A 14,368-nucleotide genomic window follows, 5' to 3' on the forward strand; every position below is an offset into this window, starting at 1 on the left:
GTTTTTTTAAATATAAATAAACTTAACACTCCAGCAGAGAAAAGGGCTGGACAATTCTTCTTTATATTTAAGTCATTTTTTTAATGAATAACAGACATAGGCACGAAATGGCCTTCGTCATCAAACTTCATTTCCTGGAGATCCTCTAATACCTCGATGTTTTTCTTATCTTTTAGCTCGTTAAAAATCACTTCAGAAACATATAACTCGCCTATATGAAGAGTATTTGGGATCCTTACAATTCTGGCCTTTTCCTCAACAACACCCCAGGTAGCACGTAAAGCTGCTTTTAAAGCTTCCTGGTCATTATCTAGAACAATTGGAATATTAGCTCGAGCTAAAAATGTACTTGTAACAACATTTTCATTCATTGTTTTCAAATCGATTTTTTTATATAACCGCTGGGTTGTTAAATCGGCCAAACCAATGCCTAATGCATTGCCGTGGCTTGCCTCACTTAAATTAGAAGCAATGATATATTTAATGCCCGGTTTTTTCGGTTCTTCTACACCTAATACACGAATCCGGCCAATAATATTCGTATCCATACCAGTACCACTGAAGTTTTTACCCATTTCATCAACGATTAAGATATCCATTTCATCAACCGGAAGACTTGGCATTAAATCAAATGCTTTTTTCAATAATTCTCTTTCGCGTTCTTCAATTTTGTCATTTTCGATTGCTTCAATGATGGCTGTTTCCTCGTGAGCATTTTCAACAATAGCGATAGCAAATAATGTTTTAGAATGACTAATCGCTACTTTTCCAACCTCAGGCATCATTTCACTGATTCCCTTAATGCCATAAGTATGTAAAGCTAATGCCTGCTTGTGTTTTCCCATACCGATTGACGCCATTTTCAAAACGCCGCTTTCAATCTTATTTTTAAAATCAGTATGCGGCTTCACACGTCCCATAACGATGATTCCATCCGCATTATATGCATGTTTATCAACATATACAGGGATACCTTCAGACGTTACGCCGACCTCTACAACATCCATGGATGAGCGAATTTCACAGCCAGTGGATTCTTCAGTTACACCCAAACCGTCCAATACTTCGATTTGTCCTTCAGCTGTAGCACCGCCATGGCTTCCCATTGCTGGAATGATAAAGGGAGTTGCCCCTCTCTTTTTAATTTCATCGGCAACACTTTTAACAATCGTTGGAATATTTGATATCCCCCTGCTGCCAACGGTAATGGCGATCTCCATGCCCGGCTTTATTTTTTCATCAGCATTTATTTTATTAAATTGATCAATGATAGCTGCAGGAATATCCCTTAGGCTTTCTACTTCAAAATGTTGTCTAATTCTTGCCATTTTAGGAAAAGACATTAAACGATCTCCTTTCAAAACGAACACATTGATTTTAGTTTAGTCATTTTAGAATATACAAAGCCAGCAAGAGATCAGTTATGACCTCTTGCTCGGCTGCTTGCTTATTTTATTATTACAATTCCTCAGGAGCTAATTCAATCGCCATGCGGATTGCTTCTTTTAATGATAGCTCGTCCGCAATGTTTTTACCTGCGATATCAAAAGCTGTACCGTGGTCAACACTTGTACGAATGATTGGAAGGCCAACTGTAATATTAACTCCTGCTTCAAGACCCAATACTTTAATCGGACCATGTCCCTGATCATGGTATTGTGCAACAACAATATCAAAATCACCGCGTCTTGCTCTGAAGAATAAAGTATCTGCTGGAAGCGGACCTTGGACATTGATTCCTTCAGCCTGTGCTTTTTCTACTGCCGGAATAATTTTTTCTTCTTCTTCACCATTACCAAAAAGTCCGTTTTCACCAGCATGCGGGTTAATACCGCAAACGGCGATGCGAGGATTTTTAATTCCTGCTTTTTGTAAAGTATCATGAGCTAGTTTAATAACTGTGTATTGGCGTTCAACATTATTTTTCTTAACAGCATCAATAAGTCCGATATGGGTTGTTACATGAATAACTCTTAAGCCAGGAGCAGATAGCATCATAGCAAAATCTTTCGTATTTGTTAATTCAGCTAAAATTTCAGTATGACCTGGATAGATATGTCCTGCTTTATGAAGCGCTTCTTTATTTAGAGGAGCTGTACAGATTCCATGAATTTTCTTTTCATTAGCAAAACCAATCGCCTTTTCTAAATAGCGGAATGCTGCATTACCAGCTTCAGAAGAAACCTGTCCCCATGGTAAATCTTCAGAAACTAAATCTAAATCAATAATATCGATTGTTCCAAATTCATATTTAGCATCTTCAGGATTTGAAATACTGTTCAATTGAAGTTCAATATTTGTTACCTTTAAAGCTCTTTTTAGAATTTTAAGATCGCCAACTACGAATGGTCGGCAATTTTCATAGACGGTTTTATCATTTAAAGATTTAACGATAATTTCCGGACCTACTCCTGAAGGGTCCCCCATTGTAATAGCAATACTTGGTTTATTTGCAGCCATGTTTATTTCCTCCGTTTTCTCATCTTATTTCTTAGGGCATTATCTTCCCTTGCTTTTCCCGAAGGAGTCTTACGCCTTCGGTTTTAATAACCATTGTTCAAAACCACATTTACCTTTAAAACTCTCTTTAGTAAAAAACCTTTTATAAAATTTCGGAATAACGCCAATCGCAATTTTTCACATGTGCATTAATTTCGGTTATAGTTTGAACCGCTTTTGATAATGCTTGTTCCGTTCCAAATGCACCTGCTTTAGTAACAAGCGGGATACCATCATATGAACCACCAAACAATTTCCCAAATGGAATACCAGCTTCTACCTCACCAATTACACGGATTCCTTCGCCATTTAGTACTTTACAGGTAGCTCCAGCAATATCACCGCCTGTTAAAATGGAACCGCAGATATTATTGTTTTCAATTAATTGACCTGCAATTTCCCCCATAGATTGGGCGATTGTATGACCAACATCGAAGTTCGATAAACCAAGCTGTTGTTGAAGAACCTTGACTCTATTTATCGTTTCCCGTTCACGATTAGTCGTAACCACTAAATCACCTTTTTGGAGTAATGCCTGGCCAACTCTTACAACACGGTCAATTTCAAGTTTTCTCCTATCCTCAAAGAAGAATTCTTCAGGAGAAATAACAATTTCATTAATAGGATATTTCACTTTCATATCTTCTATTTGACGCTGGATAATAGGATTCACACTTCCTGCTACTACTAGTACAGGAAGTCGTTCATCTACTTGTGCCTTTCGTAATTGTTCTTCTGGAAACCCCGTGTTGGTAAGATGATATGCAATTCCCGCTGAACCAACCAAAAGAAAATTACCACCTAATAACTGAGCAGCTTCGACAATTGTTTTTAATTCTTCATCAGTAGTTGCATCAACAATGATAATTTTTGAACCTTCACCAGATGACAGCTCATTCATTTTCTCTGATAAATGACTTTTTCCTTTTTGGACATCAGAAATGGAAATTAATTCGACTTCCCTCTTACTTTGCTCCTGCACTAAGTTTGGCAAATAACTCTCCTTTACTGGGCAGGCAGGATCAAGAGCAATTTCAGTTTCTTCTAGAAGTACTCCATTGACATAATGATTTCCGTTTACTGTTATTCGATTACTTTTCGGAAATGCCGGTACCACAAAAGCAGTCTTATAATTAAATACATCCATTACTGCATCAATTTCCGGACCGATGTTTCCCCGCATGGTCGAATCGATCTTTTTAAAGACTGAAGATACATCAAATTTGTTCAATTGCGTTGATAAATGAAAAACGGCATCGTAGGCCTTTTCAGAACTTAATGCTCTGCTATCCGTATATAAAACAATGACATCTTCACTTAAATGCGCAGCGTTTAATTCTGTATCTGAAAAAAGGACAATTGTATTTAAGCCTTGTTTTGCAAATTGAACACCTGTATCATTAGCGCCTGTTAAATCATCTGCAATAACTGCTAGTTTCACCTTCATCCCGACCCCCTTTATACGCAATTTCCGTTGTGTTATTTGCGATTTCTTATTTTTTGTTAGACTTAAGCTGCCTATTCTGATTGCTTGGTAGGTTGTCTATTCATTTCTTTCTGCAACACCTTCATTTGGTACCTTGCTAGCATTAATAAATCCTATATGTTTCCTTGTCCTAAAACGCTTTCAGGACTACTCTTTAATAATATATTATAATGTTGCATTTAGCAATTATTTTTTAACTTTTGTTGGGGTTTAAATTTAATACTGTTGTATTATGCAACAAAAAATAACTCGGGTAGTTTCCGCTTTTAGAGCAGGCTAACGAATACAGTCAAGCCACCTCGATTTTCATCAATGCTGAGACTCCATTTACCGAAGATCAATTATCATACTATCCCCCGAATGATGATCATACACTTAGCAATTGTGATAACTTTTCAAAGAGTTTTGCCTTCGCTCTAATCAAAATTCTTCAAAACCAGCTTTAGGTTTATAACTTCCCAGACAAAAGAAAGACGCAAGCTGTTATTTTAGCTTGCGCCACAATGTAGAACGGTTAATCCCTAAACGTTTAGCCGCTTTTGATTGATTTAACCCTTCCTCTTCAAGAACCTTCGATATTACTTGTTTCTCGATTTCTTCCAACGTGCCGCTTAGATCGATTTGTGCTAATGCATCATTCATTATCTCTTGCTGATCCAATCGTGTTAGAACACTCTCCACTTCTACTTTCTCGATATAATAAGACTTTGTTTGCAAGAACAATTGTTCAATTACTTGTTTTAGCTGTTCTACATTTCCTGGCCAGTCATAGCTCGTAATCTCCTCTAAAGCATCAAGACGAATTCCCACAACTTCATTTCCATATTTTGGATGTAATTCTGAAATGAATACATGAACTAAATCCTCAATATCTTCTCTTCGTTCTCTTAAAGGCGGAATGTTTATTTTTAACATGCTTAAAGCGCTATACAATTCAGGATTAAATGTCCCATTTTGGACCTTTTCTGCTATTTTCCCTTCAGAAGACAATAACCACTGCACCTTTTTATTGGTTTCCTTCTTTATTATCTGCAACAGCTCTTTTTGGGCAGAAGGGGATAATTTATCAATTTTTTTGAAGTAAATGACTCCATTAGCGTATTTTTGAAAAAAATCTTCGTTCATTAAACCTTTAAGCTGTTCAGCACTTAATACTTCTCCATGCAGCACAATGAAAGGTTCATTCAAGTGTTTCCGTTTTAAATAAATGGTGTGGGCGACTAATTCCTTTCCACTCCCCTGTTCACCGGAAATCCAGACAGGTTCTTCGCTTTCACTGTATTGATCGATTTCCTTTATCACATTCTGAATCATTTCGCTTTTTCCGGAAATCGGAATATAGGAAGGGGGATTTTGGAATTCTATTGCATTCAGGCTTGCTTCCCCTTGCAGTCCAATAGCTTGATTTGCAGGATCTTTTTCAAGAAACAATACAATTGTTTCCTCCTGAGGATGTGAGGTGATTTTCCAAAATGAATGATTAATATGAACTATATTTGTTTGTTTCTCGCGCAATAAAAAAGTTTCTTGAATAACCTTTTTTATTTCTGACAAATTTTCTAAATTAATCAGGGGAAAATCTTTATTAAAGCGCTCATTCCTATAAACCATTTTCACTTCACGGTTAAATACCCCTACTGCCTGTTCGTTACAGTCCAAAATGGATTGGAATAAAGAAACTTCGTCCTGAAGCTGCGAGAAAATGCGATAGGACCTTCTTGTTTCCTCTAACGCATCCATAATCGCTTCCTTGCCGGAGGTAATTAGAACTCCTGTCATTCCCAATTGCTTGGCTGTTTGTACAGTAACCACGTCACCAATCACTACTTCATAGCCCTGTTTCTTTAAATTTAATAATTTATCCTGAACCTCGGTATCTTTTGTAATTGTTAATGTATTAATATCAAAATCAAGTAGCTTACAAATAGTAGAAGCTCCTTGTGTAACATTTGAGAAACCAACAAGGGCAGTTTTGCGCGAGAATCCTTTTACAAGCGTTATAATTCGTAAAACATCATAGCCAGACACCTGAATGTCGATCACAGGAAGAGATACAGCCTCTTGAATCATGGAAGCTGTACCGCCACGGCTGATGATGAAATGATAGCCATTATTTTCAGCTTCCCTTGCAATTGCCACACCTTCGTGTAAGTTCCCCAATTCGATATGCAATTCCATATTGTGTACTTCCTGTTGGATTTCTTTCATCATTTCATATAGTCCCTCATACGGAACTATAACCAACGCTTTAATCATCGATTCCTTCCCCTTCTAACTGCAAAAATCAAATATAAATACCCTTCCCTTAATTAAAACGCTTACTATTCATATAAAAGGTAAGGGGCACCTTTCCTCATTCCGCGAGACAATCTCGGAACCTCCACATTGTGGCTCCCTTTAGGAGGAGTCGCCCTTCAAGGAAATTTCCATCTAGCGGATTTAAAGATTCATCCCGATAGCCCTTCTCTAGGACATCTTACCAATCTTCCTCTAGAGGATTTGCGCGCCCAATTCAGTTATCTAAAATAAGGCTTAATTTTCGTTCAAGCTTGTTGTTAAAACTTTGTTCATACTGCCGCTTACATAGCCTTGGAGGTCAAGGGTTACATATTTATATCCGAATTTTTGAAGGTTCTCCATAATATCTTGGTGGTTTGTTAATATCAACTGCATATCCTTTGGCTCTACTTCAATCCTTGCAATTTCCTCATGAGTTCTAACGCGGACCTGTCTAATACCAAAGGTTTTTATATAAGCTTCTGATTTTTCAACCTTCGTTAATTTTTCTTGAGTAATTTTTTCGCCATAAGCTATACGCGAAGATAGGCAAGCGAATGATGGTTTTTCCCAGGTAGGCAGGTCCAATTGTTTTGAAAGTTCACGAATTTCTTCTTTAAAAAGATTAGCCTCCTGAAGCGGACCGCGTACGCCATGTTCCCTTGCTGCGCGTACACCCGGACGATGTTCATTCATATCATCAGCAATTAGGCCGTATACCACATTTTCAAATCCGTTCTGGTGCATGATTGGGACGATTTCCTCAAACAATCCGTTTTTACAAAAATAACAACGGTTACGGTCATTTTCTACATAACCAGGGATATTGAGTTCAGACGTTTCAATCACCTGGTGTGTTGCACCTATTAAATTAGCAAGCTTCTTCGCTTCCTCTAATTCAGTCGAAGGATATGTTTCAGAATCTGCGGTGACAGCCAATACATTTTCTTTACCTAAAACATCCACCGCCACTTTTAACAATAAAGTACTATCGACACCGCCGGAGAAAGCAACTACTACATTGCCCATCTCCTTTAAGATTTCTTTAAGTCGTTCATACTTTTGGTTCATCTTTATTCCACCTATCTCAATATTTTTAAAATATTTAACTTTATGCTTGGAAATTCGATTGATGCAAAATCACTTTTTAAAACATCATTATTATAGAATTGTGCATTTTGCAACACATTAAAATTATAAGCGAATTCCGATCAAAGTAAAAGCATTTAATAAAGCGATTTCAAAAATATATTTTTTATAATTATTGGAAACTAAATTGCAAAAAAAGAAACCATTTTATAGAATCTATAAAATGGTCCCTTCTGTTCTTTTTTATATAATTGCACTTAATATTAGAGTAAATACTAAACCTGAAACGGCAACAATAGTGGAAAGAATGGTATAAGTTCCGAATGCTTCTTTCAATGACATCCCCAAGGACTCTTTAACCATCCAAAAACCAGCATCGTTTACGTGAGATGCGATTGCACTTCCAGCACCTGTAGCAAGTGTAACTAGCTCTAAGTTAACACCAGGCATAGTTGAAATTAACGGAAGAACTAAAGCTGGAGTTGCTAATGTTGCAACTGTACCTGATCCTAAGCAGATACGTAATATAGCTGCCACGATCCATGCAAACAGGATTGGGGACATATGAGTACCTTCAAATAATTTTGCTACATAATCACCAACGCCGCCATCAACAATTACTTGTTTTAAGGCACCGCCGCCACCGATGATTAATAGAAGCATACCTAATGCATTTACTGCCGAAGAACAAGAATCCATTAAATTCTTAATAGGAATTTTCCTTCTTAATCCCATTGTATAAGTAGCGAGCAATACAGAAAGTACTAAAGCAGTAGAAGAATTACCGATAAAGCGGATAAAGGTTGTAAACCAGCTATCTTTAAAACCTAATTCCGGCTGAGTCATATCAATGATAGCACCTAAAAACATTAGAATAACAGGGAATAAAGCTGTAAATACACTGATTCCAAAACCAGGTGTTTCTTCTAATTTAAATGTTTTGTGAACCCCGAAAGACTCGTTTCCTTCTCTAGTGAAAGCAGATGGTACGATTTTTCGAGCAAGCTTAGGATATAAAATACCCGCTAGAATAACAGTCGGAATCGCTACGATAATTCCATAAACTAAAACCATTCCCACATTGGCGTGATATTCAGCTGTAACAGCAATTGGTCCTGGATGCGGTGGCAAGAAAGCATGTGCCACTAACGCAGCTGTTACCATTGGAAGACCTAATTTTAAAATAGAAACTTTTAACTCTTTTGCAATTGTGAAAATAATTGGAACTAATAATACAATCGTTACTTCAAGGAATAATGCTACCCCTACAATAAATGATGCAATCAAAATTGCCCATTCAATTCTTTTTGCGCCAAATTTATTAATCAAGGTTGTTGCAATACGGTGTGCGCCACCTGCATCTGCAATTAACCTTCCCAGCATGGCACCTAGTCCAAAAATCAAACCAATGTGACCAAGAGTTCCGCCCAGACCGGTTTCAATTGAATGAACAACGTCCTTCATTGGAATTCCGAGCCCTAAAGCTACGATGAATGAAACAATAATTAATGAAACAAATGTGTTCAATTTGAAGCCCATAATGAACAAAAGTAATAATAGTACCCCTATTGCAATTATTACTAAAGGCATAATTGTTCTCCCCCATTTTCTTTCTAGTAATTTTGATTATAAAAATGCTGCATTGTATCTCATATCTTTCCATATAACTAAAACTATCAATCTTCATTGCACTTGCAAGTGCTTACATTAAAGATGAAAATTAGACACCTTAATCCTTTATTTTGTGATCCTTTAATTCTTTCCTTGCATATGGAAATGCTTACAATTACACATAAAAAAATAAAGTCCTTTCCATCTGTATATTTACTGCAAGGGCTTACTGCAAGTGCTTACAATTAAACTCAAAAAAATAAAAGGTATAAAATTACTATTTCTTTTTTAAGGCTTACCTTAGAAGCTAGATGTCCTAGATAATGGAAAAACATATTATATTGCAACACATTTATCAGATATTTGCTGTAAAGAATACATAACTTATAACAACTGTTGGTTATTACATCACATGTGAACAATATTCATTGTATTATCTCCCAATAATCTTGTCAAGTAGGTGAATTAGTTCTTTTTGTTACTTTTTTCAACGCTTAAAATCGTGTGTTTTAATATCAAACACCTATATATCGTTTTTTTACATGGATAGTGAGCATGTTCTACTCGTTTCAAAAAATTAATTTTGTTTTATTTACCGATATAACACAAATTTTTGCCAGCCACTTCACTCAGGTTTCAATGGTGGGTTTGCTGGCTCCCTATCCCTCTGAGTGTTTGCGGATATTACCGTTCCATTTGATAAATTACATATCAAAAAAACAAAAGCGGACAAAGGTCAAGTACCTTTATCCGCCTGGCTGCTCATTTTTCATTAAGCTTTATCAATAGTCTTCCATACCTGTTCATAAACCCGTTTCAACGGGACATTATGGACTTTCGCAATTTCTTTGCATTCTTCATATTCTGGGGCTCTTTGGATGAGTTCTCCATTATGATACCCTTCCTTTACCGTCACAGTTCCCCATTCCGTTTGCACACTTTTAAACTTTCTTTCAAGCCGATGCACTGTTAAAGGATAGTAGCGTACTCCTAAGGTAGTAGTTTCTTTAAACAAAATCTCTTTCATTTTATCTAATTTCTGCCGGGATGAAAGGAGCTGAAGCAAAACCCCTGGACGGTTTTTTTTCATATAAATAGGTGTATAAAATACATCATTAGCTCCAGCGTCAAAAAGTAAATCCATGACATAACCCAGCCATTCACCTGACACATCATCAAGATTTACTTCCATCTTGATCATTTCATCATCAATATGTTCATTGTTATGAGGATGAGAAACCATATTTTACTCCTCTCATAATCTTTTATTCCCCCATCCTATTCTCCAATAATCACCCGAAGAACATTTGGATGGTCTTTAAAAGTTTTTGTCCCTGCGCCATAGCCAATTGATTTTACTTCCATGGATGGAATGGTGCAAAATTCTTCTGCCAGAACAGCTACGATGCCGGCTCCTGTTGGTGTTGTTAGCTCAAACCTTACATTGCTTTGTTCAATAGGTACACCTTTTAATACTTCAAGTGTGGCTGGTGCAGGAACTGGATAAGTACCATGAGCTATTTGTACTTTTCCAGTGCCAACAGGAACCGCTGAAGATTTGATTTTCTCTATTCCTAATTGATGAATTAAGATTGCCGCTCCGACAATATCAATAATGGAATCAACGGCACCTACTTCGTGAAAATGAACATTTTCTAAAGGAATACCATGGATATGCCCTTCGGCTTCACCAATTTTCTGAAAGATTTTTAAAGAGGTCTCTTTCACTTCGGGTGCCAAATCGGAAGCTTGAATCATTGTTACAATACCACTGTATGAACGGTGATGGTGATCATGTCCATAATGATGGTCATGTTGGTGGTCAAGCTCATGTTGGTGGTCGTGTTCATGATGGTGGCCGTGTTCATGATAGTGGTCGTGTTCATGATGGTGGTCGTGTTCATGATGGTGGTCATGCTCATGTTGGTGGTCGTGTTCATGATGGTGGTCGTGTTCATGATGGTGGTCATCCGCTAACACTACATCAAATTTAGTACTTGTAATCCCATTTTTCACGACTTTTTTCCAAGACAAATCATATTCATCTTCAAAATGAAGCTTTTTTAATTCTTTTTCTAAAATGGTTGGATCTGCACCCGCATCCAGGAGAGCACCGATGAACATATCCCCGCTAATACCTGAAAAACAATCAATATAAAGTGTTTTCATCTTTGTTTGGCCCCCTTTTTTGCGATGTTATCAATCAGTACAGCGTTGTATGCAGCACCAAATCCGTTGTCAATATTCACCACACTAATACCTGATGCGCATGAATTCAACATTGTAAGTAATGCTGACAAGCCATGAAAATTGGCACCATAACCAACGCTTGTTGGAACCGCAATGACAGGATGTGAAACGAGGCCTCCTACAACACTTGGAAGAGCTCCTTCCATTCCTGCTACTACTACTGAGACTGTTGCCTGTTGAATTTGTTCAATATTATCAAATAAACGATGAATCCCAGCAACGCCTACATCGTAAAAGCGCCGAACTTCACTTCCTAATGCTTCAGCTGTAATTGCAGCTTCTTCAGCTACCTTTAGATCAGAGGTTCCAGCACAAACAATGGCAATGTAACCCTGATAAGGATCCTCACTAGTTGTGTTAGCGCTCTCTTTCCAGAAAAGAATTTCCGCCGTGTCATTATAAATGAACTCTGGGTGCTCTAAAAGGATATAATCCGCTTTCTCTTTTGAAATTCTTGTCACTAATACATCATTATCTTTTGATCTGATTGCTTTAATAATGGAAAGGATTTGTTCTTTCGTTTTCCCTTCCCCATAAATCACTTCCGGGAAACCTTGGCGATTCTTCCGGTGATGATCAACCTTTGCAAAGCCTAAATTCTCATATGTAGCTAACTTTTCTTTCGCCTCTGAAACACTTAATTCGCCTTTTTGAACTTTCAATAAAATATCTTCCATCATTGTTTTCACACACCTTAATCGGACTGTACGTTTCGCACTAATATCTTCTATGATTTTCTTTGGCAGGTTCAAAAATTTTGTTACAGTTATTAGCAAACATTTGAACCATCTTAAATATCCTCGTAATTACTTAAAAATCTAAAATTCTTTCTCACTGTAATGTAATACCGTTATTCTTTTTCAGCCCCACAATTATAGATTATTTTTTCGTAAATTCATAGCCGAATGTTTTTTGTTTTCGTTTTATGCGTTCGCTTTACGCGGAGTGTACGCGAGCATACTCGGCATTGGAAGGTTTCCTTTGCCCGGTTTATTTCCACTATCTGAATAAAACCCCTCATCTCACTTTGACATGAAAGTTATCCATTGAGAATGTGGTAATAACTGGTAAAATTAAGAAAACAGGTTTGAATGTGGGTGAAGTTTTGAAGAAGTTTATATTTTTCCCTTTAATCTTCCTATTTGTTTTTTTTACTGGTTGTACAATAATCGATAAAGAAAATGAAAAACATTCTTCTTCTATGATAGTAAACGGTAAATCCTTTCCTTATGATCAGAAATTAATAGAAGTTATAGATAAAACACAATGGATTGATACGTCGGAACCGCCCACTTTGAAAACGGGTTTTCCTGAAAGAGAACCTCAATTTATCGTAAAAGTGCTTAATAATAAAAATGACCAATATACACTCTTGGATACAGGCCGAAATTTTTTAATAACTATTATTAAAGGTGGAAAAAGCTACTGGTAAGCCCTTGGAAATGAAGAATATGTAAAAGCGAAAAAACAGACGGCTAAATATAAGAAAGTAGAAAAACCTTATCCAATATCAATTGACCTTGCAGCATCTGTACTGGAGCAGAAATATACTTATTCAAGCATACATCCGATTGAAGGGTTATTTCATCTTCCAGAATATGAACAAGAAAGACATTGTTTCTTAGAAGATAAAGAGTGTTTAAATTTTTATCAGGGCAATACAAGGGAAGATGCTTTATTCATAAAAGAAAAACTCGAGGCTAAATTCGCTTTAATAGATATAGCCATTACGCCTGCAATTTATACGGTTAGAAATCTAGTTATTATGTATATCCCTTACACCTCCAATAATTATGTTTTAGAAAAGGATATATTAACAGCTATAAAATCACTTGATTAGAACAGAGTAAATTTTTACACCCATTTTTCCTCACATAATACACTCCAAAAGCACGGTGGAATTTCTTTTCCTTTTCCAATTCTTGACCTGCCTATTGTGTATTCTTAAAAAAGAACAAAAGGCGCAAGCGCCCTATTTTTATGATGAAAGGCTAAATACGCCACATCCTGTGGCAACGCCTTTCTGACCCACTTCCTGTGGGCCTCCGACAGGCATAAGACGAATCACGTAGGAAATCCTGATTTCTGAAGTGATTTGGCTTATGACCCCGAGGAGCTGGGCGCTGGAGCTGGATTACAATAACCTAGTTCGGAGTTTTCCACAAGGTGAAAATCTATAATTTCCTAACCGACTAAAAAGGAGAGTCCTGGAACTCTCCTTAAGAAGTTATTTCAAAGGTTTATCTAATAAATAATTTATCACCACTTTGGAAAATAACTTACTTTCTTCATAGTGAGGTGTGTGTCCACTGTTATTAAAAATAAAAATCTTCCAATACCTTGCATTCTTTTTAAACGCATCAATTTGTTTCTGGCAGGTAACAGGGTCATACTTCCCTCGTAAAAGTAACATGGGAGACTGAATTTCCTTTATTAATGGCAAAAGAGTTTCGTAGATTGTCCCTTCATCTCGTAAACGGTCATAGTGGACTTCTGCATTATAATCGAAATTGTTCCATTCTTCCTGTGAATAAACCGAATAATCCGTTTGATTACTAAAATTATGTGTGTAGATTTCCATTCTTTTTTCGCATAAATAATAGCTTAAGTCCAAATAGCCTTCAACCAGTTCTTTCGTTGATTTGTTACTTTTTGCAAGAGACAGACATTCTTCACTTATGTTTTGAATATCGTGCTTTTCTGCTATTTGAGCCGTTTTTTCTAATAGACTGATGGTTGTGAGCCTAAAGTCAAATGTTGGACCTTCAAATATAATCTTACTAATTGAGGAAGGATATTTATATGCATACTTTAAAGCTACATAGCCTCCAAATGAATGACCGATTAAGGACCAGCGTTCAATTCCCAGAATTTTTCTTAGCTCTTCGCAATCCTCTATAATATCGTCCAATCCGAAAGCATCATTATCTTCAATCAGTTCGGAGCGGCATACCCCTCTTTGGTCAATAGCTATTAATTTTACAAACTCAGATAAAGATTTTGCTTGATGATAAGAAAAGTCATAACAGCTTTCTCCTGGACCACCATGTAAATAGAGAACGGGGCATTTATTGTTCTTGCCATGTACTTCAACATATATTTCTTTGCCTCTTATTTCGATTAGCTTCCCATTCATTATTAGCCCCCCAAATATTT

General features: G+C 36.7%; 11 protein-coding genes. 1 reads left to right on the forward strand and 10 read right to left on the reverse strand.

What is annotated here, in order from left to right; genetic code table 11:
- Positions 1–80: 80 nt before the first annotated feature.
- From G8761_RS09660 to larB, 9 genes are all read right to left on the reverse strand, one after another.
- Entirely contained in the window at positions 81–1,343 is a 1,263-nt protein-coding gene (locus G8761_RS09660; protein ID WP_166025992.1) for a nickel pincer cofactor-dependent isomerase, group 22, read from the reverse strand.
- Between the two features lie 115 nt (positions 1,344–1,458).
- Entirely contained in the window at positions 1,459–2,460 is a 1,002-nt protein-coding gene (gene pdxA / locus G8761_RS09665; RefSeq protein WP_166025994.1) for a 4-hydroxythreonine-4-phosphate dehydrogenase PdxA, read from the reverse strand.
- Positions 2,461–2,602: 142 nt separating this feature from the next.
- Positions 2,603–3,946: a four-carbon acid sugar kinase family protein gene (locus G8761_RS09670; RefSeq protein WP_207789173.1), complete on the reverse strand. Its 1,344-nt coding sequence runs from the start codon at positions 3,944–3,946 to the stop codon at positions 2,603–2,605.
- Between the two features lie 522 nt (positions 3,947–4,468).
- Complete coding sequence (locus G8761_RS09675; protein ID WP_166025996.1) at positions 4,469–6,241, reverse strand: PrpR N-terminal domain-containing protein; 1,773 nt, start codon at positions 6,239–6,241, stop codon at positions 4,469–4,471.
- 276 nt (positions 6,242–6,517) lie between these two features.
- Positions 6,518–7,333, reverse strand: a complete 816-nt coding sequence (gene larE / locus G8761_RS09680; RefSeq protein WP_166025998.1) for an ATP-dependent sacrificial sulfur transferase LarE — start codon at positions 7,331–7,333, stop codon at positions 6,518–6,520.
- A 261-nt stretch (positions 7,334–7,594) separates the two neighbouring features.
- Entirely contained in the window at positions 7,595–8,941 is a 1,347-nt protein-coding gene (locus G8761_RS09685) for a gluconate:H+ symporter (protein WP_166026000.1), read from the reverse strand.
- Between the two features lie 793 nt (positions 8,942–9,734).
- The gene (gene larC2, locus G8761_RS27625; protein ID WP_166026002.1) at positions 9,735–10,205 is read right to left on the reverse strand and encodes a nickel pincer cofactor biosynthesis protein LarC2; all 471 of its coding nucleotides are present in this window, start codon (positions 10,203–10,205) and stop codon (positions 9,735–9,737) included.
- A 35-nt stretch (positions 10,206–10,240) separates the two neighbouring features.
- Positions 10,241–11,131 carry a nickel pincer cofactor biosynthesis protein LarC gene (gene larC, locus G8761_RS27630; protein ID WP_166026004.1) on the reverse strand — a complete coding sequence of 297 codons (891 nt, stop codon included), beginning with the start codon at positions 11,129–11,131 and terminating at the stop codon, positions 10,241–10,243.
- Positions 11,128–11,892: a nickel pincer cofactor biosynthesis protein LarB gene (gene larB, locus G8761_RS09700; RefSeq protein WP_166026006.1), complete on the reverse strand. Its 765-nt coding sequence runs from the start codon at positions 11,890–11,892 to the stop codon at positions 11,128–11,130. Before larB ends, larC begins: the two co-directional genes overlap by 4 nt.
- 413 nt (positions 11,893–12,305) lie before the next feature.
- On the opposite strand from larB, the gene G8761_RS09705 reads away from it, so the two are divergent.
- The gene (locus G8761_RS09705) at positions 12,306–12,644 is read left to right on the forward strand and encodes a hypothetical protein (RefSeq protein ID WP_166026008.1); all 339 of its coding nucleotides are present in this window, start codon (positions 12,306–12,308) and stop codon (positions 12,642–12,644) included.
- 795 nt (positions 12,645–13,439) lie between these two features.
- Here the strand turns inward: G8761_RS09705 and G8761_RS09710 are convergent.
- The gene (locus tag G8761_RS09710; protein ID WP_166026010.1) at positions 13,440–14,348 is read right to left on the reverse strand and encodes an alpha/beta fold hydrolase; all 909 of its coding nucleotides are present in this window, start codon (positions 14,346–14,348) and stop codon (positions 13,440–13,442) included.
- Positions 14,349–14,368: the final 20 nt, after the last annotated feature.

It is taken from the genome of Neobacillus terrae (genome assembly GCF_011393025.1).
GTDB classification, from domain to species: domain Bacteria; phylum Bacillota; class Bacilli; order Bacillales; family Cytobacillaceae; genus Neobacillus_A; species Neobacillus_A terrae.